Below are 26724 nucleotides of genomic sequence, written 5' to 3'. Positions count from 1 at the left end.
GGTTTGTAAATTAGGAGGTTTAAGGCGGGGCGCCCTAACGGAAAAGCCCTGAATGATTTCAAGACTTTTGGATTAGGAGGCATTAGTTATGCCATCACGTACACGTCATCCTCAATTTCAACTAAGCCCCCATTAAACTCAATGTCCCGTGCATAGGACTCATAGTTAAAGTAGCGGCTAACTTCATCTGGCACCCCATCTAGTAAACTAGAAGCTTCAGCCAATTCCATCCCGACTTCTGTTAGGGTGCCACGATAGATACTAATGTCTTCGCACTCTTCCAAAGCCTCTTCAAAAGACTTTTGCAAATGCTGCATCAAGTATTTGACGGCAGCTTTTTCGTCTTCAACTAACTCAGAAACTCTTTCCGCCGCTTCAAAGAACTCTTCTATGTTGCATTGATTGACCTTCATCGCTTCGAATGCGAATTCATCATCTGCGTACCCGTCAATTAGCTGGATTTCGTACTCTTCTACTGGCAGGCCGGTTTCTTTTGAAACATTCTCCGCATACTTAGCTTCGTACTCTTCAAAGCTTTTGAAGTAGAAACCGCGTTCGTTAAGGCTGTAAGGCTGTGCGTGAAGTGTGAGGGCAGTCATTTTTTTCCTTTGTATAAGTTCGGTTTAGTTGTCAGCTGGTAGGTAGTAGCGGCTCTTTACGAGTCTGCTCCCCTCCGGGTAGTAGTCCTCTATTTTTCCCATCACGAAGCCTTGGCGTGTCTTGTAGAAGGACGTGTAAGGGAAGTTGCCGACAGGTGTCGGGTGGACATCTTTATTGCCTATAGCTTTGATGAATTCGTCTTTTGTTACTTCTTTCCAATGTTGAAGCATGGCAGTTCCTTCTCTGTTTAAGTTTGTAAACTGTTAAGGCCCAGCATGTGAGCCTTAAGGATTTGCAAACTCTCTTAAGCTGTTGAGTTTTTAAAGACCGGTGAAAGGCGCTGTGTTGCTGTTGCGCCGTTCGATGGAGTGAACTTTACAGGTGTAATTATTACACGTCAACATTCAGACGTTAAAAAACCCGCACGGCATTGAGCTCATGCGGGCCTAACAGCGGCAGAATTTATTGTGAATCAGTGGTCTACCCCATGAATCGCTTGTTTAGAAAAAGCTCCCAAGCTATCGCGGACATTTGTACAGAGCGCCTAGACTCCCGGTTAGCTTCCCATGTCTTCCACGTTTCATAGGAGACATACAGCAACTTGGACGCGTCTTCCTGCGTCAGTCCTGCCTCTGCCCTTGCAGCTTTTATCTCTTCAACCGTCGGCAGGTGGCCGTTAGTCACAATAAATTCGTCCATAACTACCCTTTACTTTTATCCTCCCGCTTTTGCGGGCGAATCCCATGTTCAAACAGCTGCGCCTGCACAAACAGCGATGTGTCCGCGTCAACACGCGCAAGGTTTGCCAGCGTATTCCCTACATCCTTAACCGCCTTAAAGCATTGCTGATGCTGGCGCTGCGCCCACTCTAAAGCGCTGTCCTCTGAGTATCCGGCATATGTTCTCAATACCCACGCCTTGGCGTCCACTTTACTGCCGCAATTCTCTATGAACAGGCGCTCGTAGCTTCCAGCAAGCTCACTGTTTAAGCGCGCAGTGGTCTTAAAGGTATACGCACCAAATCCTACCAGCACCGCCAGCAGCACCGCACTAACTGCCATCCACTTCTGCATAACATACACCCTCAAGCCATTAAAATAGCTTGAAAGTGTACACTATCAATCCTCTAGCAAGCCATCCCAGATGCCTGCCGCCTTCAATTCCTTATAGACAGCTTCGGGCGTGTAGTCACTCGTATACGTGCCTAGGGTTACATCATCCTCCTGAGAGTGGCCTATGACCCGCTTAATCAGCTTAAGGGGCATTTTAGACTTCTCGCAGCGGTCCGTGAATGCGTGCCGGAATGAGTGATTTGCCTGCCCCTTCCGCGCCTCTGGCACAGTGACGTTTAGGACTTTCTTTGTCTGAGCATAGGCAGAGTCTGAATAGCCTTTGTCGGGCGTTCTAGTCAACAGCGGGAAGATATTACTAGCAGTGGCCGGCACGCCATTAAGCCACGCTGTGAACTCTGCAATGTGCCTTTTAGGCATGCCCAAGATAACAATCCGAACGGATGCGGCTGTCTTAAGCTTCTTAGTTCCGTCAGCGTCTACAGCGATCGTCAGCGCATAAAATGAATCACCCTCAGCGGTCTGCATCAGCTTGCAATCCGCTTTATGAAGCTGTGCGGCCTCATCCAGTCGAAGGCCCGTGTACGCCATGATCCGTATCAGCCAGCCCGCCGTATCGCTCTCCGTGGCCGGCAGAATCCGCTTAAGCTGCTCATCGGTCCAGCGCTTTGAGGTGTCTCCAGGCAATGATACCTTTGCTGCTTTACCCTTCTTCGGCTTCAACGCTACGGCAGGATTTACGAACCCCCTTACGTTCTGTGTCTCTTCTATCCACTTGAAGAAAGATTGCACCTCAACATAGCGGTTACTCTTCGTACCGTCCGCCAGCCCTTCTAGTGTCACAGTGAGCCAGTCAATAAGCATTGAGCGGGTGACATCAAGTATGGACGTGTCAGGGCTGCAAAGGCTCTTGCCGGACACCTGCATACACCCAAGCTCAACATTAAACACCTGCTTCTTATTTCTGAGAGTTCCCAGGGAAAGAGAAGAGGCTTCCAACTCGCGTATGTACATCTTCGCCAATTCGCCAAATGTTGGAGCCTGTAACGCCGCAACCTCTTGCATAGCGTTGGATACCGCTGATGGCGCTCCGATGGCCTGCTGATGCTGTAGCGCCATGAGCGTGTTAAGCGTCTGCTGCTGGGCGTATGCCTCGAAGTGCATCGAAGGGCTTACACCGGATGATATTTGCAAAACACGTATCATCTCTTCGTCAATCCATCGCCGGACTGTTGACGTGTGGTCTAAGCCATCCGCAGGAGTCCCCCGCGCCCGTATGGCTGATATTTTCAGGTAGGCATTAAGGCGATCAACGAATCCCCGATGCTCTGCGGCAGGAAGGCGCGCTAGGCCCATCACAAAGCGTTTACTGCCTAGAGGCTTAGGCAAGGAGACATCAAGAGTAGGCGTGCGCGTAGTGGCGTTAGAGCGGCTTTGACGGTATGTAATGCAGGCTGACATGGCTACAAGAGTCCTAGGGCTTTGACAGGGTGCCGAGTCCGTTTTAGGCCGTTACAGATAGGCTGAGACGTATACACGGATGGCATGCAAAGGGCTGTAATTCCCTAGGATAGCACACATACGTTTACCATACATCAACCACACACACCTAAAATGACATCAAGCTACAGCCAATATCCACAAGGCTTTCAAGGGATAGACTCGAAGTTTAGCGTCCATGTTTTATCTTCAGTCGATCCAGAATCCAAGCGCTCAGATCAGGCTCCAACTCCGCCTGAACCGGCAAAACCCATAGTCTAGCACGCTGCGCTGCATCATGAATCACCCGCCGCAGCTTGACCGCGTCCTTGCTGGTGACGATCACCGCGTCCATGCCGACCGGCAGGTCCGCGGCATCGAATTGATGATGATCGGGCCAGGCCAAGCAGAGCTCCGGCCGCAGCCCCAAGCCGGCCAGCGTGTCGAAAAAGCGCTGCGGGTGACCGATGCCGGCCATCGCCGCCAAGCGCAAGCCGGCGAAATCCGCCGCCGCCCGCGTCTCCTCGGGCGCGTCCAAGCGCTGCAGGGGAGCCGGGCGCAGACGCATGGCAAAACGCCGCGGCCCGGCCGGCAAAACCAGGCCGGCGGCATCGCCGCCATTGACCACCACCGCGCCCACCGAACCCAGCCGCGACCACGGTTCGCGCAAGGGCCCGGCCGGCAACAAGCGCCCGTTGCCGCCTCCGCGCGCGCCGTCCAGCACCACGATCTCCAGATCGCGGCTTAGCCGATAATGCTGCAAGCCGTCGTCGGTCAATATCAGTTGCACATCAGGATTCAGCGCCAGCAGGTGGCGGCCGGCGGCGACGCGGTCGCGGCCCACCACCACCGGCGCGCCGGCGGCGGCCAGCAGGAGTGGCTCGTCGCCCACCTCCTCCGGCGAACTGTCCGGCAGCACCAGCGTGGGCTGGCGATGGCTGCCGCCGTAGCCGCGGCTGATTACCCCCGCCTTGACGCCGCCTTGTTGCAAATCGCGCAACAAGGCCAGGGTCAGCGGCGTTTTGCCGACGCCGCCGACATTGATATTGCCCACCACCACCACCGGCGCGTCCAAGCGCTCCGCGCGCAGCCAGCCGCGACGGTAAGCGAGCCGCCTGGCCGCCGCCAACAGGGCAAACAGCCCTTCCAGCGGAGCCAGAAGGGCTGTCAGCCACCAACGCGGCCGATACCATTGCCGTTCTATCCAATGCATGCGGCTATTGCGAACGGGTGGCGAAGGTCAACTGATTGAGCCCGGCCTCGCGCGCCGCCTCCATCACCGTCACCACGGATTGGTGCGTGGCCTTGGCGTCGGCGTTGACGATGACGATGACGTCGCTCTTGCCCGCCGCGTCGTCCTTCAATTTGTTCAACAAAGCCGCCTTGTCGCCGGCTGCGAGTTTAGCTTCGCCCACCGCCATCTCTCCGTTGGCCGCTACCGCCACGGTGATTTCCGACGACTTGGTCTTGGCCTGCTCGCCCTGAGCGGCCGGCAGATTGATCTTGAGTTCGGCGAACTTGGAATAAGTGGTGGTGACCATCAGAAAGATCAGGATCACCAGCAGCACGTCGATCAGCGGAATAAAGTTGATCTCCGGCTCTTCGCGGCTGCGGCCTCGGCGGAAATTCATGCTCAACCCCCGTTTTTACGCTCGCCGTGCAACACTTCCACCAGCTTGATCGCCTGCGACTCCATCTCTACCAACAAGCCGTCCACTTTGGAACGGAAATGACGATAGAACATCATGCTGGGAATGGCCACGATCAGGCCGAAGGCGGTGTTGTACAGCGCGATGGAAATGCCATGCGCCAGCGCCTGCGGGTTGTTGCCGGCCGGCGACTGCGAACCGAAGATCTCAATCATGCCTATCACCGTGCCCAACAGGCCCAACAGGGGCGCCATCGCGGCGATGGTGCCCAAGGTGGTCAGCAAGCGCTCCAACTGATGCGCCACCACGCGGCCCTCGTCCTCGATCGCTTCCTTCATCACTTCGCGATTGCCGCCGACGTTGCGCAAACCGGCGCAAAACAGCCGACCCAGCGGCGAATGCGTCTGCAGCTTGCGCAGCAGCTCCTCGCTGGCGCCGGCGCGGCGGTATTCCTGCAAGGCCTGCCCCAGCAGACCCTCCGGCGCCACGCTGCCCTTTCTCAAGCTGAACAGCCGTTCAAAGATAATCGCCAGCGACACGACCGAGGCGGCGATGATGGTCCAGATCGGCCAGCCGGCCGCTTCAATGATTGACCACACGAGGGGGTTCTCCGAAAAACGATTGCAAACACTAGGGTCCGCCGCGCCGGTTCGGTTCTAGCGAAACCCGGCGCGAGAGACCTTGAACTTTAGCGGCATCCATGCAGATTCAGCAACCGGCGCCGCCGCATGCGGCCGTCGCCGCAACCGCAAACAGACGCTTAGAACCTGTTTACGATCTGCTGCGCGTCGGCGATACAGCGTTGAAACCCGCTTCGAAATGCTCATGTACCACGCATACATTCCGCTTTCTCAGCCATTTTCGCCTTGTCTCGCCTTAGCTCGCGAGATCGTAAACACGTTCTTAGCGACGAAAACTGCACAGAGTTGTCAACAAAGCCGCCTAAACCCATCTTTTATAAAGGCTTTCGAATACTCGCCTTATTTCGTCGGCGACGCTCGAAACTCAACTTGACGAAAGCCCCGCCAGGCAAGGCTTTCAAGCAAATCTATCAATTTCGCGACCGTGATTGGGCACTGCCGCTTTTTTAACCTTCGCCAGCAAAAGCCAAGCCCCGGCAAGCAATCCACACTGTTATCCACAAGGTTATTCAGCCACCACTGTGGATAATTGCCGCGCCTCAATCGCGCAGCGAAATCACACGCCAGCCCTGCTGCTCCGCATGGGCACGCAAGGTATCGTCTGGATCCACCGCCACCGGGTGGTCGACCAGCTTCAGCAGGGGCAGATCGTTGTGCGAATCGCTATAGAAAAAGCTCTGGCCGTAGCTGTCCATGCTCAAGCCGCGCTCGTCCAGCCACTGCTGCAAACGGGTGATCTTGCCCTCCTGAAAACTGGGCACGCCGCTAACGCGGCCGGTAAAGCGTCCATCCTCCTCCTCTTCCAGCTCGATGGCGATCAGATGCTCTACGCCCAGCTCGCGGGCGATCGGCCCGGTAATGAAGCGGTTGGTGGCGGTAATGATGATGATCTCGTCGCCCTGAGCCGCGTGCGCGGCCAGCAAATCACGCGCCTTGCGGGTGATGATGGGCTTGATGTGCCGCTCCAGATAGTCGGCGTGCAAGGCGTCCAGCTCAGCGCGGCTGAAACGCTTCAAGGGCTCCAGCGCGAACGCCAGATACTCGTGGATGTCCAGCGTGCCCTGCTGATACTGCCGGTAGAAATAATTGTTGCGCTCGTCGTAATGCGCTTGCTCCAGAATGCCGCGCTGAATCAGGAAGCGCGGCCATTCGAAGTCGGAGTCGCCTGCGATCAGGGTGTGGTCGAGGTCGAACAGCGCCAGATTGCGCAATGCGGTGGTGTCGGTCATGGTTCCGGGCTTGCGGTTTGCAAAACGTTTTTCACCAGCGGCACGGTGATCGGCCGCCTCATGGCCAAAGAATAGCGGTCCAATATGTCAATCATGCCGATCAGGCTGGACAGGTCGCGCCGCCAATGCGTCAGCAGGTAGCGGTAGACATCGTCCGGGATCGACAGCTGGCGGCTGGCGGCGTGGCTGCGCAGCGCGGCCAGCTTGTCTTCGTCCGACAGCGCCTTGACCTCGAACACCAGGCCCCAGCCCAGCCTGGTGCGCAGATCGTCGCGCACCGCCAGGGCCATCGGCGGCTGGCGGCCCGCCATCAACAGCCGCGACTCGCCGCTTTCTTTCAAGGAGTTGTAGAAGGAAAACAGGGTAATCTGGTCGTCCGGCGCCAGGTCGTCGACGTGATCGACGGCAATGAAGCTGGCCTCGCGCGCAAAGTCCGGCAGATGCTCGGTCTTGCCGTCCAGATAGATGGAGGCGCGCCCCAGCCGCTCGGCGTGGGCGATCCAGGCCTGCAGCAAATGCGTCTTGCCGCAGCCGGGCTCGCCCCACAGATAGATAAAGCGCTCGCCGGCTTCGGCCGTCAGCGCGGTTATCACCTCGCGGTTGCGTTCGGCCAGGAAATTATCGAAGGCCGGCAAGGGGGTGGGCGTCAAATCAAGTATTAACTGGTCCAAGTGAAGGCGATCAAACTGGGTTTTGATGTCTATTTCTGATTTTACGCTGATAAAAGCGTGTGTTGAAATACGCGCGCGCCAGAAAGCGGCATATCACCAAGGTGGCGGCCGCCATCGGCAAGGCCAGCAACAGCCCGGCGAAGCCCAACAACTGGCCGAAAGCGAGCAAGGAAAAGATCACCGCCACCGGCGACAGACCGATGCGCTCGCCCACCAGCCAAGGGGTGATCAAAAAGCTTTCCAGCAACTGGCCCGCGCCGAACACGCCCAGCACCAGCAGCACTTCGCCAGCGGAATCAAACTGCAGTGCGGCGGCCAGTCCAGCCAGAGCGAAGCCGAGAAAAGTGCCCAGGTAGGGGATGAACACCAACAAGCCGGCCACCACGCCGATGGCGATGCCGGACTCCAGCCCCAGCAAGGCCAGGCTGGACGCGAAGATCAAAGCCATGATCAGCATCACCGACAGTTGGCCGCGCAGGAATTCGCCCAACACCCGGTCCAGCTCCCCCGCCAGGGACTCCACCTCGCCCGCCCAGCGCCGCGGCACCAGCGTGGCCAGCGTCGCGGCCATCCGCGGCCCATCCTGCAGGAAATAAAACAGCAGCACCGGCAACAACAACAGATTGAACAGCAGGCCCGCCAGCATGAAGCCGCTCTGGGTCGCCCGCAGCGCCACCGCCGACAGCGCGCCCTTCAAGGCGCCGGCGTTGGCGGCCAGCACTCGCTTCCAGCCGGCGGCGTCCAGCTCCAGATGGATGGCGAACTCGGCGCGCAGCCAGGGCAGCACCCGGCCCTGGGCGAAATCCGCCAAGACAGGCAAGCGGTCTATCAGGCCCTGAGTCTGCTTGAACAGCATGGGCGCCACCACCAGCAACAGGGCAATGGTGGCGGCCATGCCGGCCAGCGTCAACAGGCCGGCGGCCAATGGCCGCGGCAAGCCTTTTCCGGCCAGGCGGCGCATCGCCGGGTTGAGCACATAAGCCAGCACCGCGGCCACCGCGAACGGCGTCAACGCGGCGGCCAACTGCTGCAACAGCCAGCCGGCGAACAGCAAGGCTGTTGCGCCGATGACCCAGGGAATCAGACGGTTTTGGGAGCGTTTCATCTCGACTTCAGTTAAAATGTGCTGCTTTCGCGTCGGCGAAAGCTTGATGTAAAAATACTTCAAGTTTGCAGAAAGCGAGTTTACCTTGAACACCACTTCCCTCAGTTACCGTGATGCCGGCGTCGACATTGATGCCGGCGACGCGCTGGTCGAGAACATTAAGCCATATGCCAAGCGCACCATGCGCCCGGAGGTCATCGGCGGCATCGGCGGTTTCGGCGCACTGGTGGAGATTTCCAAGAAATACAAGGAGCCGGTGCTGGTTTCCGGCACCGACGGCGTCGGCACCAAGCTGAAACTGGCCTTTGACTGGAATCGTCACGATACCGTGGGCATCGACCTCGTGGCAATGAGCGTCAACGATATCCTGGTGCAAGGGGCGGAACCGCTGTTCTTCCTCGACTACTTCGCCTGCGGCAAATTGGATGTGCCCCAAGCCACCGACGTGATCAAAGGCATCGCCGCCGGCTGCGAACAGGCCGGCTGCGCGCTGATCGGCGGCGAGACCGCCGAAATGCCCGGCATGTACCCGACCGGCGAATACGATCTGGCGGGCTTCGCCGTCGGCGTGGTGGAGAAGAGCGCCGTGATCAGCGGCCGCGACATCGCCCCGAGCGACGTGGTGCTGGGCCTGAAATCCAACGGCGTGCACTCCAACGGCTACTCGCTGGTGCGCAAGATCATCGACCGCGCCCAGCCGGACCTGGACGCGCCGTTCGAGGACGGACGCAGCCTGCGCGACGCCATCATCGCCCCCACCCGCATCTATGTGAAGCCTCTGCTCAAGCTGATGCAGGCGCTGCCGGTCAAAGGCATGGCCCACATCACCGGCGGCGGCATTACGGAGAACACCCCTCGCGTGCTGCCGGAGCATGTCGTCGCTCAGATCGACGCCGCCGCCTGGCCGCAGCCCAAGTTGTTCCAGTGGCTGCAGCAGGAAGGCAAGGTCGATAGCCAGGAAATGTACCGCACTTTCAACTGCGGCATCGGCATGGTGGTGATTGTGGCGGCGGAGCACGCCGACCAGGCCGCCGCGCTGCTGCAGGGCGAAGGCGAGACCGTGTACCGAATCGGCGCGGTGCGCGCCCGCGATGGTGACGAGCATCAAACCCAGATCGCCTAAAGCGCTGCGTTGGATGCAACTGGCGCCGCTGGCCCTGCTGGCGGCGTTTGTCATTTACCGCGAGGCCGTCATCCTGGCCGATCTCGACCGCTGCCTGGACCAGGGCGGCAGCTGGCACGAACAGCAGTTGCGCTGCATCACCGATGCCGCCGACTGGGAACACTATCTGGCGACGTCTCCGTCGATTCCAACATGAAGAACATCGTCATCCTGATTTCCGGCCGCGGCTCCAATATGCAGGCCATCGTCGACGCCAATATCGCCGGCGCGCGCATCGCCGCGGTGATTTCCAATCGCCCGGACGCCGCCGGCCTCGCCTGGGCGGCCGAGCGCGGCATCGCCACCGCCGCGCTGGACCACAAAACCTTCGCCAGCCGCGAAGACTTCGACGCCGCGCTGGCGCAGCTGATAGACAGCCACCAGCCGGACCTCGTGGTGCTGGCCGGCTTCATGCGCATTCTCAGCGCCGGCTTCACCCGCCGCTACGAAGGCCGCATGCTGAACGTGCACCCGTCCTTGCTGCCGGCCTTCACCGGCCTAAACACCCATCAGCGCGCGCTGGAAATGGGATGCAAGGTAGCCGGCTGCACCGTGCACTTCGTCACCGCCGAACTGGACCACGGCCCCATCGTCGCCCAGGGCGTGGTGGAAGTGCTGGACGGCGACGACGCCGACACGCTGGCCGAACGCGTGCTGCAACTGGAACACCGGCTCTACCCGGCCGCCGTGCGCCGCTTTGTCGCCGGCGAACTGAACATCGTCTCCGGCAAGATCGCCAGCCGCGCCTCCGTTGCCGGCAGCCTGATGGCGCCCGCGCCCTGAGTCCATGAAAAGCCGTCGCCTGATCCTGCTGGCCCTGGCCCTGTCGCTCGCCATTCATCTTGGCGTGCTGGGCTCCGGCCTGCTGCCGGAAGCGGCTTTGGAACTGCCGCCGGACCAGGATTTGCGCGACATCAGCGTCAGGATGCAGGCGCTGGACGCCGACGAACCGGCGGCCAAAACGGCGCAGCAAGGCGCCGTGGCCCAATTGCGGCCGGCAGCGCCCAAACCGGCGTCGGCCAAGCCCAAGCCCGCCGCCAAGAAGGCGGAAGCCTCGGCGCCGCAGGCGGCGTCGGAACCGGTCGTCGCTCAGGCGCAGCCAAGCAAGAACGCCGGCAGCGCGCCGGCGGCGGAGGCCAAACCCGACGCCTCCATGCCCAGCGCGGAAAGCAAAATCGCCTCATCGGCGCCGCTCACCGATAATATCGACAAGGACGAGGCCAGCGCGCCAACGGCCGAAGCCGCCGCCGACGATGGCTACCTCCACCCCAAGAGCAAGCTGCGCGGCTTCCCCCGTCAAGCCACGCTGGGCTACCAGGTGTTCTACGGCTCGGCGATGCTGGGCACCGGCACGCTGGACTGGAGCCGCGGGGACGGCGGCTACCGGCTGGACATCAACGCCAGCCCCTTTATCGGACCCAAGCTGCGCTACCTTTCCGAAGGCCGTTTCAAGAGCAAGACCGGCTTGCTGCCGGACAGCTTGCAAGCCTGGCGCGGCGGTCAAGCCAAAGAGTCCGCGCATTTCGACTACAATGCGGGTCAGCTGCGCTACGGCGATCAAGGCGACAAACTGCTGGATCTGAAACCCGGCGCTCAGGATGTGTTCAGCCTGGCTTTCCAGCTGGGGCTGAAAGGCGGCGAACTGGGACCCGAGGCCATCCAGATCACCACCGGCAAGAAAGTGTACGAATACCCGATGCGCCCCAGCGGCGAGGCCGATTACGACACCGGCGCCGGCAAGATCCGGGTTATCGTGTTCCGCGCCCAGGGCGACGGCGACATTAATGAATTCTGGCTGGCGCCGGAATTCTCCAATCTGCCGGTGCGCATCCAGCGCATCGACAAGGATAAACGGATCGACCTCAGGGCCGTCCGCATCGACGTGAACGGCGCGCCGCAATGGAAGCTGCCGCCGCAACCCACGAGAAAACACAAGAATGACTATTAATCACCATCAACTGAAACATATCGAAACCGTCATCGGCCAGATGATCCGCTTCGACCGTCCGGCCGACGCGGTGCTGTCGGCTTATTTCCGCGAGCACAGCAAGCTGGGCGCCAATGACCGCCACATCATCGCGGAAACCGCTTTCGGCGCGCTGCGCCGCCTGCTGCAATTGCGCGCGCTGATCTCGCCGGACAAGGCCACCCCTCGCCGGCTAGCCCTGGTGGCCCTGCTGAAAATCCACAAGCTCAACGTCAAGGAGCTGGGCGAGGCCGCCAGCGCCGGCGAAAAGGAATGGCTGGGCCAGATCAAGGGCAAAGTCCTGCCGGCCAGCCTGGAAACGGACGCCGAGCTGCCGCAATGGGTGATTGAGCGCCTGGGCGAGCAAACGCCGGAACAAGTGATCGCGCTGGGCAAGGGCCTGGCGGAAAGCGCGCCGCTGGACCTGCGCGTCAACACCATGAAGATGAAGCGCGACGAATTGCTGGGCCGTTTGCAGGCCGACGGCCTCGAATGCGAGGCCACGCCCTACTCGCCCTTGGGCATTCGTCTGAAAACCAAGCCTTCGCTGGCCAAACACGAGCTGTTCAAAACCGGCGTGTTCGAGGTGCAGGATGAAGGCAGCCAGCTGCTGGGCCTGATCACCGGCGCGCGTCGCGGGGAAATGGTCGTCGACTTCTGCGCCGGCGCCGGCGGCAAGACCCTGCTGCTGGGCGCGCAGATGGCCTCCAGCGGCCGCTTGTACGCCTTCGACGTTTCGGAAAAACGGCTGGCCAAGCTCAAACCGCGCCAAGCGCGTTCCGGCCTGTCCAATGTCCACCCGCAATTGCTGGCCTCGGAAAACGACACCAAGGTCAAACGCCTGGCGGGCAAGGCCGACCGCGTGCTGGTGGACGCGCCTTGCTCCGGCCTGGGCACCCTGCGCCGCAATCCGGACCTGAAATTCCGCCAAAGCCCGGACAGCGTGGCCGAACTGAACGCCAAGCAGGCCTCCATCCTGGCTTCCGCCTCCCGCCTGGTCCGCGCCGGCGGCCGCTTGGTCTACGCCACCTGCAGCTTGCTGCCGCAAGAAAACCAAGACATCGTCGCCGCCTTCCTGGCGGACCACCCCGATTTCAAACTGGTGAAAATGGACGAGGTGTTGGCGGAACAGAAGATCCCGCTACAAATGGGCGACTACCTGGAACTGAAACCGCAGTTGCACAATACCGACGGTTTCTTCGCCGCCGTACTGGAAAAAAACGCCTGAGCATGCCTCAACCCCGGCCGCTGATGCGCCCGGGGTTTGTCTTTCAACTCAATACGCCTTACCATTGAATATTAGAAAAAACTCACATATTCATCCGCAAAGGCCGGCTCCATGCCAGACTCCCCCACTGCCAGACAAGTCCGCAGCCGCGTCCAGCGCCGCCTGCGCTACCTCTACTTGTCCGCAGTCCTGTGGCGCCGCCACATCCCGATCTGGACCGCCGCCATTCTGATTGGCCTGATGGCCAGCGTTTTCGCCAACGGCAGCCATCTGTCGCACGCCATCTTCACCCGCATCTACGACAATTCGCCTTACTGGAGCCTGCTGATCACTCCGGCCGGCCTGGCGCTGGCCATCTGGCTGATGCGACATTACTTTCCCGGCTCCGCCGGCGGCGGCATCCCGCAATCCATCGCCGCGCTGGAAGGCGGCATGCAGGCGCTGCGCGAACGCATTCTGACCATACGCGCCGCGATCGGCAAAATGCTGCTGACCCTGATCGGTATCAGCTCCGGCGCCACTTTCGGCTACGAAGGCCCCATCGTGCAGGTGGGCGCGGCCATCAAATATTCGTTGAACCGCCACGCGGCGCTGCGTCATGAAGGCGCGGCGCGCAGCTTCATTCTGGCCGGCGGCGCCGCCGGCGTGGCCGCCGCCTTCAACGCGCCGCTGGCCGGCATCGTGTTCGCCATAGAGGAAATGGGCCGCACCTTCGACTTGCGCGCCAGTTCCACCATTTTGCTCTCGGTGATCGTGTCCGGTCTCACCGCCACCGCCATCCTCGGCAATTACAGCTATTTCGGCATGGTGTCGGTGAATATGGAGCTGGAGCAGTCCTGGCTCGCCATCCCGGTCTGCGGCATCATCGGCGGCCTGCTCGGCGGCGTCTGCTGCCGCATCATGCTGGCGCTGACCTTGCGCTTGCCCGGCCCGCTGCACGACTGGCGCCTGAAAAAACCGGTGCTGTTCGCCGCCGGCTGCGGCCTGGCCTTGGCGGTGATCGGCATCGCCAGCGACGGCATCACCTTCGGCACCGGGTATTTTCGCGCCCGCGAAATCATCGAGGGCAGCGGCGCCGGCATGCAGGGCTACGGCCTGCTCAAGCTGCTCAGCATGTTCATCAGCTTTATCAGCGCGGTGCCCGGCGGCATGTTCGCCCCATCGCTGGCGGTAGGCGCCGGCTTTGGCTTGAACATGGCCAATCTGCTGCCCTTCCTGCCGCAAACCTTGATCGTGCTCTTGGGCATGGTGGGCTTCTTCGCCGGCATGACCCGCGCGCCGATGACCGGCTTCATCATCGTGATGGAAATGACGGACTCCTCCGCCATGATCATCCCGTTGATGGCCACCGCCCTGCTGGCGTCCAATGTATCGCGGCTGATCACCCGCCGCGCGCTGTACGACGGACAGGTGCACATCTTCCTGCGGCAATGGCACGCGGGCCAGGCCGCGTCCGCTGCGAAGCAAATTGACCCGCGGGCGGCCGAAAAGTAAAATAACCTATTGAAACGCTCGGGTATTTCTCCGCGCAAGCGGCGCCCGCAGCCACATTGACGATCCAAGCAAGGACCACTGAATGAGCGCGCAACAAACCATCCAGCAAACCGTGACCGACAACCCGGTGGTGCTGTTCATGAAGGGCTCGGCCCAATTCCCGCAATGCGGCTTTTCCTCCCGCGCGGTGCAAATTCTCAAAGCCTGTGGCCTAGAACAGTTCGCGACCGTAGACGTGCTTCAGGACGCCGACATCCGCCAGGGCATCAAGGATTTCTCCAACTGGCCCACCATTCCGCAACTGTATGTCAAAGGCGAATTCATCGGCGGCTCCGACATCATGTATGAAATGTTCCAGAACGGTGAATTGCAAGAGCTGCTGAAAGACCTGTAAGCACCTCTCCCAGGTCCCGGCCATGGCCGGGACCTTTGTTTTTGCAGCGGAATTTACCGTTTCGAAAACACCCGCCATGTCATACAATCAGGGTGACATCCGCTTGCCCAATCCAAACCGCCCCATGCCGACACATCAGGAAACCAAAGCCGTCCTCAGCCCCGCCAGCGCCATGCCCATCGAAGAGATCTGGCGCGCGCTGGTCAACGATCAGCTCATCCCCTGGTTCCAACCGATAGTCGAAATCTCCAGCCGGAAGGTGATCGCCGCCGAGGCGCTGGCGCGCTGGCAGCATCCGGCGCTTGGCGTGTTGTCGCCGGTCAGCTTCGTGCCGGCGATGGAAGAGCGCGGCATGATCCGCGAACTGACCGAGCTGATCCTGGAAAAATCGCTGTACGCCTGCAGCGATTGGCAGGAACGCGGCCATGACATTCCGGTCACCATCAACCTGACCTCGATGTCGCTGGACGACGACAACCTGTGCGAGCAACTGCTGCAGAAAGTGCGCATTCTGGGCCTGGAGCCAGCCAAGCTGACCTTGGAGTTCTCCGAATCCACGTTGCGACAGCACTGGCAGAAAGCAGACGCGCAGCTGTCCCAGTTGCGCACCGCCGGCTTCGGCATCGGCATCGACGAATTCGGCATCGGCGTCACCCTGACCGATAAACTGCTGATCAGCCATTTCAGTCTGTTGAAAGTGGATCGCGCCTTCGTCCAAGGCGTCAGCTCCAACCAGCATCTGCAAGCCATCCTGCGCGAAGACATAAGCCTGGCCAAAGCGTCCGGGCTCACCACGGTGGCCATCGGCGTGGAGGACACCGCCGACCTGGCCACGCTGGCCGAACTAGGCTGCGACGCGGTACAGGGCTATATCTGCAGCCCGCCGCGGGCCGCCGCCGAATTCTTGCAGTGGATTTCGGAATGGGAAAAGGGGTAAAATACGGCCCCATACCAAATACCCCGCACCGGCAGCCCAAGACCTTCCAAGGCTGTCGGCTTCATATAATTAATACCAAGAGCTGCTTTTGGCGCGCCCGCGCCGAAAGCAGCTTTTTGCCAAGGTATGGGAACGTCTCATGAACATCACCGTCGTCCAGCATCCGCTGGTGCAACACAAACTCGGCCTGCTGCGCGAAGCCGACACCAGCACCATGAAATTCCGCCAGTTGACCCAAGAGCTGGCGCGCCTGCTCGCCTATGAAGCCACCCGCGACTTCGAACTGGAAAGCGTCACCATAGACGGCTGGTGCGGCAAGATCGACGTCCAGCAAATCAAAGGCAAGAAAGTTACCGTGGTGCCCATCCTGCGCGCCGGCATCGGCATGCTGGACGGCGTGCTCGACCTGGTGCCTTCCGCCAAGATCAGCGTGGTTGGACTGGCCCGCAACGAGGAAACACTGGAGCCGGTGTCTTATTTCGAGAAGTTCGTCGGCAATCTGGACGAACGCATCGCCATCATCATCGATCCGATGCTGGCCACCGGCGGCTCGCTGGTCGCCACCATAGACCTGCTCAAGCGCAACGGCTGCAAACAGATCAAGGCCGTGGTGATGGTGGCCGCGCCCGAAGGCGTGAAGATCGTCAACGACGCCCATCCGGACGTGCAGATCTACGCCGCTTCCCTCGACAGCCACCTGAACGAGCACGGCTACATCATTCCCGGCCTGGGCGACGCCGGCGACAAGATCTTCGGCACCAAGCAAGCCTGATCATGAGCCATTCCAGCGCCGCTGCCCCGTTCCGGACGCGGCGTTTTTTTGCGCGCCTCATCCGGTCTCAGCCATGACAATACGCCCCGCGGCCGCCAGCGACTTGCCCGCCATCTGCCGCCTTGCCGACGAAATCAATCTGCAGCACCATCTGGCGTTGCCGCACACTTTCGCCGACAACGGCGCCGCAGACCGGGACAGCGCGTTCTGGGCCGGTCAGCTGAACACACCCAACGCCGCGCTGCTACTAGCGGAGACCGATGGCGAGGTCACCGCCTTCGTCGCCTTGACCCTGCTGGACCTCACCCTCCCCTTCCTGCTGCCTCGACGCATTTGCCGTGTCGCCACACTCGTGGTCACGGCGGAGTGGCGTGGGCAAGGCCACGGCTCGGCCTTGCTGAACGCGGCCGAAGACTGGGCGCGGAGACATTCGGCCGACGAGATACGGCTAGAGGTGAAGGACTTCAATCAGGCCGCGCTGAATTTCTACCTGCGTCGCGGCCTGGAGCCGCAGTCGCGCATTCTGGGCAAGCGGCTGGACCTGGCCCCCGCCCCCCATTCAGACCAAGACGAGCACAAAGGTTAAAACCATGTTTCAACAACTCAAGCTGGCCGTGTCCGGCGCCCAGATCCTGTTCGTCGCCTTCGGCGCGCTGGTGCTGGTGCCGCTGCTGACCGGCCTTAATCCGGCGATGGCGCTGCTGGGAGCCGGCATCGGCACCCTGCTGTTCCAGCTCTTCACCGGGCGCCAGGTGCCGATCTTCCTCGGCTCCTCCTTCGCCTTCATCGGCCCCATCATCTATTCGATGCACACCTGGGGCCAGGGCGCGACGCAGTTCGGCCTGTTCTGCGCCGGCTTCATGTACTTTCTGTTTTCCGCCGTCGTCCGCTGGCGCGGCATGGCCTTCGTCAACCGGCTGCTGCCGCCGGTGGTGATCGGCCCGGTGATCATGATCATCGGCCTGTCGGTGGCCTCCGCGGCCTCCGGCATGGCGATGGGCCTCGCTGGCGGCAAGCAGGTCACGCCTTACGCGGTGTCCATGCTGCTGGCGACAATCTCCCTGGCCACCACCGTCATCGTGTCCATCTTCGCGCGCGGCCTGTTCAAACTGGTGCCCATTCTGGCTGGCGTCATCGTCGGCTATATCGCCGCCGCGCTGTTCGGCGTGGTGGATTTCGCCAAGCTGGCCGCCGCGCCTTGGTTCGCGATGCCGGCCTTCCACAGCCCGGAAGTCAATTGGGCGGCCGCGCTGTTCATGCTGCCGGTGGCCATCGCCCCGGCCATTGAACATATCGGCGGCGTGATGGCGATAGGCGGCGTCACCGGCAAGGACTACACCAAATCGCCCGGTCTGCACCGCACCCTTTCCGGCGACGGCCTGGGCGTCTGCGTCGCCGGCCTGATCGGCGGTCCGCCGGTGACCACTTACGCCGAAGTCACCGGCGCGGTGATGATCACCCGCAACTTCAACCCGGTCACCATGACCTGGGCCGCGCTGCTCGCCATCGCCATGGCCTTCTTCGGCAAGTTCAACGCGCTATTGCAGTCCATCCCGCTGCCGGTGATGGGCGGCATCATGGTGCTCTTGTTCGGCACCATCGCCTCCATCGGCCTGAAAACCCTGATCGAAGCCAAGGTGGACCTGATGGAGCCGCGTAATCTGGTAATCATCTCGGTGGTGCTCACCTCCGGCATCGGCGGCCTCAGCCTGAAGCTGGGCGATTTCGAACTAGCCGGCGTTGGCCTTTGCTCGCTGCTGGCCATCGTGCTGAACCTGTTATTGCCCAAACAAGCCGCCAGCCACGACGGCATCGTCGAAGGTCAGGACGTGTAAGAACCTCTTCATAGTCTGCTGCGCGCCGGCGATGCGGCGTTGAAGCCCTATTCACGACTCCCCATGACCAGCCGGCCTCCTCGCGGACGCCGGCTTTTTCACGGCCGGAGCTCGCCCGCTTCCACCGCCTGTTCCAAACGCTGAATGAACCACTGCAAAGCCTTGCCAGGCTGCGCCTGCTTCCAGGCAAAGCACATCTGGTGGTCCGGGCTGTCCTCGGCGACCTCCTTGGCCACCAGGTCTCCGCTGGCCAGATAAGGCCCCACCATGGAGCGCGGCAGATAGCCGCTGCCCAGGCCAGCCAGGATCACGTCCAGCTTGGCGAGGCTGCTGTGTACGGTCAACACGTCCTGACCGTCCAGCAAACCTCCGGTGCGCGGCTGCAAACGCCGTGAAGTGTCGCCTATCGCCACCGCGCGGTGCTGGCGCAGCACATGCGGCGGCAGCGGCTTGTCTTCCGCCGCCAGCGGATGACCCGCGGCCACCACCAGCACAAAATCGTAACTGCCTATGGTGCGGGTGAAATAGTCGCCGGGCGGCGGCATATTAGGCGCGCCTATCACCAGATCGGCGCGGTCGTCGTACAAGGCGTCCCAAGTGCCGCCGAAAATCTCGCTGCGGAAAATCAGTCGCGTGGCCGAGGCCAGTTGATCGAATTCCGCGATCAAAGGGATCACCTGGCCAAAGTCCACCAAATCCCCGATTACGATGCGCAACTGATGCTCCCAGCCCTGGGCTTGCTTGCTGACCCTCAGCTCCAGCTGACGCGCCGCGTCCAGCAGATGCCTGCCGTCCTTGAGCAGACGCTCGCCGGCTGGCGTCAAGCGGGCGCGGTGGCCGCTGCGATCGTATATCTGCACGCCCAAGCTCTGTTCCAGCTTCTGCACGGTGTAAGTCACCGCGGACGGCACCCGGAACAAAGCGTCCGCGGCGGCGGCGAAACTGCCGTGGTTGTCGATGGCGTCCAGCACCAGCAAAGCGTCGAGTGATAGTTTCATATTCAAATTTACTGATGGTTCAGTGCAAATCATTCCGCTATCTGCGGCCAAAAAACATCCTTAATATTCAGTCACCAAGTCGCGAAGCCCGCCAGAGCAGGCTAAGCGACTCCTTAGCAGAGCGCTGAATCGATTCTAGCATTTTGAACATCCCGGCCGCCGCCAAGCCACTTAATCGCACAAGGATTTTGACCATGTTGAAGCAAACCGTTATCGCCGCCCTGTCTCTGATCGTTCTGTCCGGCGCTGCCACAGCCGGCGGCGAAGGCGCCAGCAACGCCCGTGAGATGCGCGAGCGCATGCAAACCCAGATCGCCGCCAAGCAGGCGCAAACTCCGGCCCAGGCTCAGCAAGCCAAATAAGCGCGCATCCCACACTTTACAAGGAATTCCCCATGTTGAAACACAGCCTTATCGCCGCCCTGTCTCTGATCGTTCTATCCGGCGCCACCATGGCCGGCGGCGAAGGCGCCAGCAATGCCCGCGAAATGCGCGAACGCATGCAAGCCCAGATCGCCGCCAAGCAAGCGCCGGCGCCGTCCCAAACCAGCCAGGCAGGCTGCTAATCCGGCTTTGTAAACGCGATCAAAGTTCATTAGCACACGCTAACAATCGTTTACCGCACTGCGGCAAAGTCCGCCATAGAATGTCGACTCAAGCCCTGTACGCCGGACGCAAACCGCCCGGCCGCGGCAAGATCGCAATGAAAGGAAACCACCATGAAGAAGACCATCCTCACCGCGCTGTCCCTGATCATCTTGTCCGGCGCCGCCATGGCCGGCGGCGAAGGCGCCAACAACGCCCGCGAAATGCGCGAGCGCATGGATGCCCAGATCGCAGCCAAGCAAGCCGCCTCGCAACAAACCGCAACGGCCGGCGCCCAAGCCAAGCAATCCGCCAGCTAAGAGGCAAGCCGCTCCCTCCCGTCCGCGCTCCGCGACGGGAGGCCAAACACCCGCGAAATACGATTCACACTCGTTTGCAAATTGATCGCCGCCATAGCCGGACAAAGTCCCGGCATTCACTAGAATTCAATGGCGATGCAGGCCGCCAAAACAGCGACAGGCTTCGCCGGGCCCGCAGCCGACCTCCGTCGACGCCCTGCGCCGAGCCGGTCGACCGGTCGATTTGCCATGAAAGGAAACATCATGCTGAAGAAAACCGTACTGACCACCCTGTCCCTGGTCCTGCTATCCAGCGCCGCCATGGCGGGCGAAGGATTATCCAATATGTGGGAAATGCGCGCGCGCATGGACGCGCAATTGCAAGGACAGCAGCAGCAAGCGCCGCAGACGCAAGACGCCTCCGGCAAGTAGACCTCGCAATACTAGGCCAGCGCCTGCTTACGCAGGCGCTTTGTCATTCCAGCCGACGCAGCCGCGCCATGATCAGCGTGTCCTCATAGCGTCCTGCGCGCAGTTGCTCCTTGCGTCTGCGCCCCTCCAGCTCGAAGCCGAACTTGCGGTACAGCGCGATAGCCGGCTCATTGTCGTGCACTACCGCCAGTTCCACCCGCAGCAGCCCCAGCCAGTTGTCGGCCAGCTCCAGCACCGCCCGCAGCAAGGCCGATCCCACGCCGCGACCATGCCATTCCGGTTGCACCACGATGAACAGGCTGGCCGCGTGCCGAATGCGCGGGCGCTCATCGCAGATCAGGCCTGCATTGCCGACGACCCGGCCTTCGGCGTTACAGGCCACCAGGGAATGCACGTATGCTGGCGCTTGCGCCAGCTTCCGCCGCCAGTCGTCAACCGATTGGTAAGGCAGTTGCAAAGTATTGGCCACCACCTCCTCCAACACCATCATCGCCGCCAAGGCCGGCGCATCCTCCGGCTCAACCTTCCTGATCAGCAAATCGTGCATAACATTCCCCCGAAGATTGCAATTCAAAAATCCCCATCATGACCGGGAGAAGCTCGCAACAGCAAGAACAATGACAATCAGATTCCGTGATGGCGCATGGCCGGGCCAAAAGCGGTATCCTGAACACCGCGACCAAGCCCAATAAACAAAAGGAGCATAGGATGCTGATGCACAAGGAACAGGCCAGCCTGCTGGTGGTGGACATCCAGGAAAAGCTGGCGCCGGCGGTAGTGGACGCGACCGGCATGGCGGCGCGCTGTCGCTGGCTGATCGGCGTGGCCGCCGATCACGGCCTGCCGGTAGTGTTTTCCGAGCAATACCCCCGCGGCCTGGGGCACACTCTGCCGGAACTGCTCGCCCAAGCGCCGGACCCGCATGTGGTAGAGAAAACCCACTTCTCCTGCGTTGCGGCGAGCTGTCTGCCGGAGACGGTTCTGACCCGGCCGCAAATCATCGTCTGCGGCATGGAGGCTCATGTTTGCGTGCTGCAAACCGTGTTGGAGCTGCTGGAACGGGATAAACAGGTCTTCGTGGTGGCGGACGCGGTATCCAGCCGCAAGGTGTCCGACATCGAGTTGGGTTTGCAGCGGATGCGCGACGCCGGCGCCGTTATCGTCAGCAAGGAAATGGTGTTGTTCGAATGCCTGCGCCAGGCCGGCGGAGAGCACTTCAAGCGGATGAGCCAGCGTTACCTGGTGGGCGAGCAGCCGTGACGCGCTAAAAATGAAACGGGGCCGTCGGCTTCGCCGATCGACCCCGATCCAAGGCGGCTGTGCCGCTCTCTTATCCCCTTTGGAGACTGGCGCGAGACGCCGGGCCATGCCCTGGCGTCACCAGATCGCTTTATATTTAGCAATTGCCGTGCCAAGTTAACAATCATAGGCCAAGCCTTTGATTCATTAACAAATTTGCAACACAAAATCATCCAAAGCATGGTGTAATGAAGAGCTGGCGGCATAAATTGCACCAAATCAAGGCAGACAGCCCACTAGGACGCACCAAAAATGTGCGGCGCACGGCGACCGCCTGAACTTTCTCAGTCTCCCCGACGCCTAACATCCGGCTACACTCAGCGGTTTTGCATCCGGCTCTGATCTGCTCCACGGTCCATACGCAACACCCCGCCACTCAACGGGCAGCCGCGGCAGCCCGCCACGATAACGACAATAGGAAACCACATCATGCAAGCAAGCGTTTTCAAGGACATTCTCAACACCCTGCCCGCTGTCGACGACATCCGCGCCATCGTCCTGCTGGACGCCAGCGGCGAGCCGGTCGGCCGGCTGGACAATCAGCCCGGCACCGCCGGTTCGGTGCGCGTTTACCACGCCCTGATCAAGAATCACGGCCACATTGACCGCAAGGCCGCGCGCGAAGGGCTGGCGCTTTACGCCGAACACACGCCAGACGCCCGCGCCAATCCGGGCAAGCATCCTAATATCGACCGCCTGCTGTCCATCGCCGAGGCCGATGCCCCCGGCCTGCGCGCGCGCCTGGTGCTGAATGAGGACGACTGAAACGCCGCGCGCGCCCAAACAAAAAGCCCGCTCGAATGAGCGGGCTTTTTCGTAAAGCGATTCCCGAAAACGGAAATTAAGCTTCGGCGACAACCACGATCTTGATCGGGGTAACAACGTCGTGATGCAGAGCGATCTCGATGTCGTACTCGCCGATGGCCTTGAACGGGCCGTTCGGCAGGCGAACTTCGAAACGCTTAACCGGCACGCCAAAAGCGGTCACGGCTTCAGCAACGTCGGCGTTGGTCACGGAACCGAACAGACGACCGTCAACGCCGGCTTTCTGAGCGATGGTGACAACCGCTTCGTTCAGCTTCTCGGCGCGAACCTTGGCATCGGCCAGGATCTCGGCTTGCTTAGCTTCCAGTTCGGCGCGGCGAGCGTCGAACTCTTTCAGGTTGGCTTCGGTAGCGCGCTTGGCTTTGCCTTGCGGGATCAGGAAGTTACGACCGTAACCATCCTTGACTTTAACCACATCACCCAGTTGACCCAGGTTGGCAACTTTTTCGAGCAGAATGATTTGCATCTTTTAAGTTCCTTTCCCGGCTTAGTGCTGGTCGGTGTACGGCAGGAAGGCCAGGAGGCGAGCACGCTTGATAGCAGTGGTCAGCTGACGCTGGTAGCGGGCCTTGGTGCCGGTGATGCGAGCCGGGATGATTTTGCCGTTTTCGGCGATGAAGTCTTTCAGAAGATCAACGGATTTGTAGTCGATTTCCTTGATGCCTTCTGCCGTGAAGCGGCAGAACTTCTTGCGCTTGAAGAGTTGACGAGCCATTTTGACTAACCTTTTACAAATTCAACATATTCGATATTGAGCACTAACCGCGGATTCCTGAGGCTGCGCTGGGACAGAAAGCCGGTGAGGTTCACCGTGTTTCCCGCCAGTTTCCCGGAAAATTTCCGAGCTTCTTCACCTATCAGCACGGCCTGTATTTCGCAGGCCACATCCCGATCAAAACCGTAAGCTGTCTGTCTAGACTGATGCTTGAGCCACATTTCCAGCACCGGCAAGCCGGCGGGGGTGTACCTCAGCGCATCCTCGCGGTCGACCGTGGCGGTCAGCGCCAGACGGTTCTGCAAGACCTCGCTCCTCGCCGATTAGGCGGAAGCTTCAGCCTCGGCTGCCGGCTGCTGGGCGTCCAGCAGGTTCTTGGCCTTTTCGTCCTTCATCATCGGGGACGCTTCGGTAACCGCGCGATCCAGCTTGATGGTCAGGTGACGCAGAACAGCGTCGTTGAACTTGAAGGCGTGTTCGATCTCGGCCAGGGTTTCGGACTGGCACTCTACGTTCATCAGAACGTAGTGAGCTTTGTGCAGCTTCTGGATCGGGTAAGCCAGTTGACGGCGGCCCCAGTCTTCCAGACGATGGATCTTGCCCTCAGCGGCCAGAACCATGCCCTTGTAGCGCTCGATCATGGCCGGAACCTGTTCGCTCTGGTCCGGGTGGACGATGAACACGATTTCGTAATGACGCATGTTAACTCCTTGTGGCTATTGAAGCCTTTTGCCATGCAGTTGCAAAAGGCAAGGGGTTGAAACCGCAGCATTCTACGCGCTTAGACGGTGACAAGCAAATAAAATCAGTGCCTTCCGCGCCGCGGGAGGATGCGCTTGTGACAAAGACAACGGCTTGGGGTCTGCAAATGTCTCGCGGACGCGGGCAAAGCAGGTTCTCAGAACGTGTTTACGACCTCGCGAGACGAGGCGAAAACGACTGAGAAAGCGGAATGTGCGCGTGGTGCATGAGCATTTCGAAGGGGTACTCACCGTGTAACGCTCCACGACGCACAGCAGATCGTAAACAGGTTCTCAGAGCTTTTTGTCACGCGAGATGTCCATCACCACCCCATTGCTCAAGGTCACGGTGGTGGTGTAGGGAACCTCGTCGTTGGCCAGCCAGGACAGCGTGCGGGCGCTGGTTTCCACCACCACGTTGGCGTCCTTGGTTTTGACCGTCGGGCCGTTGCTGCTGTAATCGGGCGCGCCGGCCTGAGACATCAATTCGGCCTCGGACATGCCCTTGTGCAACTTGATGTAGACCTCGAACGGGATAGGCCCCGCCGCGGCCAGCGCGGAAACGAGGGACAGCAAAACGACGAGCGGGGTTTTCATACGCACTCCTTTGCGACGGCGCGGTTCAGCGCACTTTTTTGACCACGTCTATCAGTTCGGTCACCATGCCGGCGGCGTCGCCCTGATGCAGCGCGCGCGCCACGCAGCCTTTCATGTGATTTTCCAGCAGTTGCATGGACACCGCGTCCAACGCCGACTTCACCGCCGCCACTTGGGTCAGGATATCCACGCAGTAGCGATCCGCCTCTACCATGCCGCTGATGCCGCGCACCTGGCCCTCAATGCGCGCCAGCCTCTTGATCAGCGCGCTCTTCCCCGGCTGCACCACGGTTTTATCGGAAAGCGGGGCCGCTGCGTCGCAACAGCCGTCCTGCGGTTTTTCTTGCGTCATGTCCATCCCAATTCAAGCGAGTTCAAAGCAAGCCCGGCCATGCTTAAGACAAGCCGGGCAACAGTCATTGTGACGCAGTTGCGCACGGTCGCCTAGGCCTCTACTTTCAGCATGCCCATCATCCCGGCGTCCTCGTGTTCGAGGATGTGGCAGTGGAACATGCGCAGGCCCGGCATGTCCTGACGAAAACGCAGTCGCAGCGTCTCGCCGGCGGAGACATTGGCCACGTCGCGCCAAGCCAGGAACGGCTCATCGCGCCAGACGCCGTCCTTGCGGCGCGCCAGCGCCTGGAACTGGGTGCCGTGAATATGGAAGGGGTGGTCCATATCCGCTTCGTTCACGATTTCCCACTCCTCCACCGTGCCCACCTTGCCCAGGAAGTCAGCTCGTTCCATGTCGAAGGTCTTGCCGTTGACTAGGAACATCGCGGCGGGATTAGCCATGTCCTCGGATAGCACCACTTTGCGCCGCACCGCGGGCTCGCCCAAGAGCTCGATCTCGCGCAGCCTCGCCGGCAGCGGCGCAGTGGTTTTGGCCGCGGCCCCGCGACGCAGCTCCAGCAGCGTCAGGGTGTCTTCCTGCTCGGCCGACATCATCTTGCCGCGCCGGTACGGCAGAGCCAACAAGCCGGCGCCATGGCCCGGCGCGAAGCGTCCGGTCACCACCAATTCGGCGCGGGCGCCGGGCGGCAGCGAGAGGCTGTCGATGCGGCGCGGCCGCTGCAGCAGGCCGCCGTCGCTGCCGACCAGTTCCAGTTCATGGCCGGGCAAGGCCAACTTGAGCACGCGCGCACTGGTCGCGTTCCAGATCCGCCAGCGTTGACGCTCGCCCGCGCCCAGCGTCAAATGCGGTCTCCAAGCGCCGTTGACCAGCACGAACTGGCCTTCGCGGCCGTCCATGCGATCCGCTTCGCTGCTGGCCGCGATCTTGCCTTCGGCGTCCAACTTCAGGTCCGACAACACCAGCCTTTGCTCCGGCAGATGCGCCAGCGGATCGCTGCGGCTCTTGACCACGAACACGCCGGCCAGCCCCATATACACCTGCTCGGCGGTATGGCCGTGCGGGTGCGGGTGATACCAATAGCTGCCGGCGCAGCCTTGCGGCAAGGTGAAACGGTATTCGCGGCTCTGCCCCGGCGCCACAGGGTCTTGCGGATTGCCGTCCTGGTCCGCCGGAATCGGCAGGCCGTGCCAATGAATGGTGGTGGGCTGGGACAGGCGGTTTTCGAAATGCAGCCGCACCTCGTCGCCTTCAAACACTTCTATCGTAGGTCCCGGCACCTGGCCGTTATAGCTCCAGAACACGGTAGCGGGCTTGCCCGGCAGCAGCGGCAACGCTTGCGCGCCGGCGCTCAAACCAGCTTGAAACACGCCGGGGGCCGCACTCTGATTGCGCAGCAGCGGCAGGACCGGCAAGGCAAGGCCCGCCGGCAGGCCAAGGCCGGCCGCGGCCGGCGCCGTCTCCGCGCCCATCGCGCCATGCCCCATCGCGCCATGCCCCATCGCGCCATGCCCCATCGCGCCATGATCGACGGCTGACGGCTGCGCCGCCCAGGCCTGCCGCAGCAGCGGAACCAAGGCCAACGCCGCGCCGGCGCCGATGAATCCACGTCTATCCATCACTGCACTCCTCTCTTAATAGGATACCCAGG

General features: G+C 61.0%; 36 protein-coding genes. 17 read left to right on the top strand and 19 right to left on the bottom strand.

Translation table 11 applies throughout. The annotated features are described in order from the left end of the window. Positions 1-86 precede the first annotated feature (86 nt). The 10 genes from B0T39_RS00900 to B0T39_RS00850 all read right to left on the bottom strand — a co-directional run bounded on the left by B0T39_RS00900 (position 87) and on the right by B0T39_RS00850 (position 8444). A complete protein-coding gene (locus B0T39_RS00900) occupies positions 87-599 on the bottom strand; it encodes an antirestriction protein ArdA (RefSeq protein WP_081544381.1) in 513 nt (170 codons plus the stop codon). Positions 600-623: 24 nt separating this feature from the next. After that, a complete protein-coding gene (locus B0T39_RS00895; RefSeq protein ID WP_081544380.1) occupies positions 624-830 on the bottom strand; it encodes a hypothetical protein in 207 nt (68 codons plus the stop codon). A 471-nt stretch (positions 831-1301) separates the two neighbouring features. Then, on the bottom strand, positions 1302-1673 hold the full coding sequence (locus B0T39_RS00885) for a hypothetical protein (RefSeq protein WP_081544378.1): 372 nt from the start codon (positions 1671-1673) through the stop codon (positions 1302-1304). A 45-nt stretch (positions 1674-1718) separates the two neighbouring features. Continuing rightward, positions 1719-2876 carry a hypothetical protein gene (locus B0T39_RS00880; RefSeq protein ID WP_176219451.1) on the bottom strand — a complete coding sequence of 386 codons (1158 nt, stop codon included), beginning with the start codon at positions 2874-2876 and terminating at the stop codon, positions 1719-1721. A 463-nt stretch (positions 2877-3339) separates the two neighbouring features. Next, positions 3340-4362 (bottom strand): tetraacyldisaccharide 4'-kinase, encoded by a 1023-nt coding sequence (gene lpxK, locus B0T39_RS00875; RefSeq protein WP_081544376.1) that lies wholly within the window; start codon positions 4360-4362, stop codon positions 3340-3342. 4 nt (positions 4363-4366) lie between these two features. Continuing rightward, positions 4367-4780 carry an ExbD/TolR family protein gene (locus B0T39_RS00870; RefSeq protein WP_043591986.1) on the bottom strand — a complete coding sequence of 138 codons (414 nt, stop codon included), beginning with the start codon at positions 4778-4780 and terminating at the stop codon, positions 4367-4369. Between the two features lie 2 nt (positions 4781-4782). Further along, positions 4783-5397: a MotA/TolQ/ExbB proton channel family protein gene (locus B0T39_RS00865; RefSeq protein ID WP_081544375.1), complete on the bottom strand. Its 615-nt coding sequence runs from the start codon at positions 5395-5397 to the stop codon at positions 4783-4785. Positions 5398-5978: 581 nt separating this feature from the next. Next, entirely contained in the window at positions 5979-6668 is a 690-nt protein-coding gene (locus tag B0T39_RS00860; protein ID WP_081544374.1) for an HAD family hydrolase, read from the bottom strand. Then, positions 6665-7339 (bottom strand): DnaA regulatory inactivator Hda, encoded by a 675-nt coding sequence (gene hda / locus B0T39_RS00855; protein WP_043591991.1) that lies wholly within the window; start codon positions 7337-7339, stop codon positions 6665-6667. The genes B0T39_RS00860 and hda overlap by 4 nt, the downstream gene beginning before the upstream one ends. Positions 7340-7349: 10 nt before the next feature. Further along, positions 7350-8444, bottom strand: a complete 1095-nt coding sequence (locus tag B0T39_RS00850) for an AI-2E family transporter (protein ID WP_081544373.1) — start codon at positions 8442-8444, stop codon at positions 7350-7352. Between the two features lie 85 nt (positions 8445-8529). Here B0T39_RS00850 and purM point away from each other — a divergent pair, with 85 nt between their 5' ends. The 11 genes from purM (at position 8530) to B0T39_RS00795 (ending at position 18232) form a co-directional block, all read left to right on the top strand. Then, the gene (purM, locus tag B0T39_RS00845; RefSeq protein ID WP_081544372.1) at positions 8530-9567 is read left to right on the top strand and encodes a phosphoribosylformylglycinamidine cyclo-ligase; all 1038 of its coding nucleotides are present in this window, start codon (positions 8530-8532) and stop codon (positions 9565-9567) included. After that, positions 9536-9763 carry a hypothetical protein gene (locus B0T39_RS00840; protein ID WP_141111022.1) on the top strand — a complete coding sequence of 76 codons (228 nt, stop codon included), beginning with the start codon at positions 9536-9538 and terminating at the stop codon, positions 9761-9763. Before purM ends, B0T39_RS00840 begins: the two co-directional genes overlap by 32 nt. After that, positions 9760-10389, top strand: coding sequence for a phosphoribosylglycinamide formyltransferase (gene purN, locus B0T39_RS00835; RefSeq protein ID WP_081544370.1), 630 nt, complete (start codon positions 9760-9762; stop codon positions 10387-10389). Before B0T39_RS00840 ends, purN begins: the two co-directional genes overlap by 4 nt. A 4-nt stretch (positions 10390-10393) precedes the next feature. Further along, positions 10394-11554: a DUF3108 domain-containing protein gene (locus tag B0T39_RS00830; RefSeq protein ID WP_081544369.1), complete on the top strand. Its 1161-nt coding sequence runs from the start codon at positions 10394-10396 to the stop codon at positions 11552-11554. Continuing rightward, on the top strand, positions 11550-12800 hold the full coding sequence (locus B0T39_RS00825; RefSeq protein ID WP_439896873.1) for an RsmB/NOP family class I SAM-dependent RNA methyltransferase: 1251 nt from the start codon (positions 11550-11552) through the stop codon (positions 12798-12800). The genes B0T39_RS00830 and B0T39_RS00825 overlap by 5 nt, the downstream gene beginning before the upstream one ends. Positions 12801-12911: 111 nt before the next feature. Continuing rightward, positions 12912-14294, top strand: coding sequence for a chloride channel protein (locus tag B0T39_RS00820; protein WP_081544367.1), 1383 nt, complete (start codon positions 12912-12914; stop codon positions 14292-14294). A gap of 82 nt (positions 14295-14376) precedes the next feature. Next, positions 14377-14688, top strand: coding sequence for a Grx4 family monothiol glutaredoxin (grxD, locus tag B0T39_RS00815; protein WP_043592002.1), 312 nt, complete (start codon positions 14377-14379; stop codon positions 14686-14688). Positions 14689-14812: 124 nt separating this feature from the next. Beyond that, complete coding sequence (locus B0T39_RS00810; protein ID WP_081544366.1) at positions 14813-15625, top strand: EAL domain-containing protein; 813 nt, start codon at positions 14813-14815, stop codon at positions 15623-15625. 139 nt (positions 15626-15764) lie between these two features. Then, on the top strand, positions 15765-16397 hold the full coding sequence (gene upp / locus B0T39_RS00805) for a uracil phosphoribosyltransferase (protein ID WP_019100726.1): 633 nt from the start codon (positions 15765-15767) through the stop codon (positions 16395-16397). 73 nt (positions 16398-16470) lie between these two features. Continuing rightward, a complete protein-coding gene (locus tag B0T39_RS00800; RefSeq protein ID WP_081544365.1) occupies positions 16471-16983 on the top strand; it encodes a GNAT family N-acetyltransferase in 513 nt (170 codons plus the stop codon). Between the two features lie 4 nt (positions 16984-16987). After that, complete coding sequence (locus tag B0T39_RS00795; protein WP_081544364.1) at positions 16988-18232, top strand: uracil-xanthine permease family protein; 1245 nt, start codon at positions 16988-16990, stop codon at positions 18230-18232. A 98-nt stretch (positions 18233-18330) separates the two neighbouring features. Here B0T39_RS00795 and B0T39_RS00790 read toward each other — a convergent pair whose 3' ends face one another. Then, complete coding sequence (locus B0T39_RS00790) at positions 18331-19230, bottom strand: LysR family transcriptional regulator (protein WP_039754100.1); 900 nt, start codon at positions 19228-19230, stop codon at positions 18331-18333. Between the two features lie 194 nt (positions 19231-19424). On the opposite strand from B0T39_RS00790, the gene B0T39_RS25455 reads away from it, so the two are divergent. The 4 genes from B0T39_RS25455 to B0T39_RS25445 all read left to right on the top strand — a co-directional run bounded on the left by B0T39_RS25455 (position 19425) and on the right by B0T39_RS25445 (position 20545). Further along, entirely contained in the window at positions 19425-19592 is a 168-nt protein-coding gene (locus B0T39_RS25455; protein ID WP_166450640.1) for a hypothetical protein, read from the top strand. Between the two features lie 32 nt (positions 19593-19624). Next, positions 19625-19795 (top strand): hypothetical protein, encoded by a 171-nt coding sequence (locus B0T39_RS25450; protein ID WP_176219450.1) that lies wholly within the window; start codon positions 19625-19627, stop codon positions 19793-19795. 153 nt (positions 19796-19948) lie between these two features. Next, a complete protein-coding gene (locus tag B0T39_RS00785) occupies positions 19949-20134 on the top strand; it encodes a hypothetical protein (RefSeq protein WP_081544363.1) in 186 nt (61 codons plus the stop codon). Positions 20135-20377: 243 nt separating this feature from the next. Further along, on the top strand, positions 20378-20545 hold the full coding sequence (locus B0T39_RS25445; protein ID WP_176219449.1) for a hypothetical protein: 168 nt from the start codon (positions 20378-20380) through the stop codon (positions 20543-20545). A gap of 43 nt (positions 20546-20588) precedes the next feature. Here B0T39_RS25445 and B0T39_RS00780 read toward each other — a convergent pair whose 3' ends face one another. Further along, positions 20589-21092: a GNAT family N-acetyltransferase gene (locus B0T39_RS00780; protein WP_081544362.1), complete on the bottom strand. Its 504-nt coding sequence runs from the start codon at positions 21090-21092 to the stop codon at positions 20589-20591. A gap of 161 nt (positions 21093-21253) precedes the next feature. Here B0T39_RS00780 and B0T39_RS00775 point away from each other — a divergent pair, with 161 nt between their 5' ends. After that, positions 21254-21805 carry a hydrolase gene (locus tag B0T39_RS00775; RefSeq protein WP_081544448.1) on the top strand — a complete coding sequence of 184 codons (552 nt, stop codon included), beginning with the start codon at positions 21254-21256 and terminating at the stop codon, positions 21803-21805. Positions 21806-22273: 468 nt separating this feature from the next. Continuing rightward, positions 22274-22609, top strand: coding sequence for a DUF2322 family protein (locus B0T39_RS00770; RefSeq protein ID WP_081544361.1), 336 nt, complete (start codon positions 22274-22276; stop codon positions 22607-22609). Positions 22610-22685: 76 nt separating this feature from the next. On the opposite strand, the gene rplI is transcribed toward B0T39_RS00770, so the two are convergent. The 7 genes from rplI to B0T39_RS00735 all read right to left on the bottom strand — a co-directional run bounded on the left by rplI (position 22686) and on the right by B0T39_RS00735 (position 26692). Next, positions 22686-23135 (bottom strand): 50S ribosomal protein L9, encoded by a 450-nt coding sequence (gene rplI / locus B0T39_RS00765; RefSeq protein ID WP_081544360.1) that lies wholly within the window; start codon positions 23133-23135, stop codon positions 22686-22688. Between the two features lie 21 nt (positions 23136-23156). Next, positions 23157-23384, bottom strand: coding sequence for a 30S ribosomal protein S18 (gene rpsR / locus B0T39_RS00760; RefSeq protein ID WP_043592020.1), 228 nt, complete (start codon positions 23382-23384; stop codon positions 23157-23159). Positions 23385-23389: 5 nt separating this feature from the next. Continuing rightward, positions 23390-23689: a primosomal replication protein N gene (priB, locus tag B0T39_RS00755; protein WP_081544359.1), complete on the bottom strand. Its 300-nt coding sequence runs from the start codon at positions 23687-23689 to the stop codon at positions 23390-23392. An 18-nt stretch (positions 23690-23707) separates the two neighbouring features. Beyond that, a complete protein-coding gene (gene rpsF / locus B0T39_RS00750; RefSeq protein ID WP_043592023.1) occupies positions 23708-24085 on the bottom strand; it encodes a 30S ribosomal protein S6 in 378 nt (125 codons plus the stop codon). A 333-nt stretch (positions 24086-24418) separates the two neighbouring features. Then, complete coding sequence (locus B0T39_RS00745; protein ID WP_081544358.1) at positions 24419-24721, bottom strand: hypothetical protein; 303 nt, start codon at positions 24719-24721, stop codon at positions 24419-24421. Between the two features lie 25 nt (positions 24722-24746). Continuing rightward, complete coding sequence (locus tag B0T39_RS00740) at positions 24747-25073, bottom strand: metal-sensitive transcriptional regulator (protein WP_081544447.1); 327 nt, start codon at positions 25071-25073, stop codon at positions 24747-24749. Positions 25074-25165: 92 nt separating this feature from the next. Then, positions 25166-26692: a multicopper oxidase family protein gene (locus B0T39_RS00735; RefSeq protein ID WP_081544357.1), complete on the bottom strand. Its 1527-nt coding sequence runs from the start codon at positions 26690-26692 to the stop codon at positions 25166-25168. Between the last annotated feature and the right edge of the window lie 32 nt (positions 26693-26724).

The organism is Chromobacterium haemolyticum, from assembly GCF_002081825.1.
Lineage (GTDB): Bacteria > Pseudomonadota > Gammaproteobacteria > Burkholderiales > Chromobacteriaceae > Chromobacterium > Chromobacterium fluminis.
This window is presented reverse-complemented; position numbering and strand designations above follow the sequence as displayed.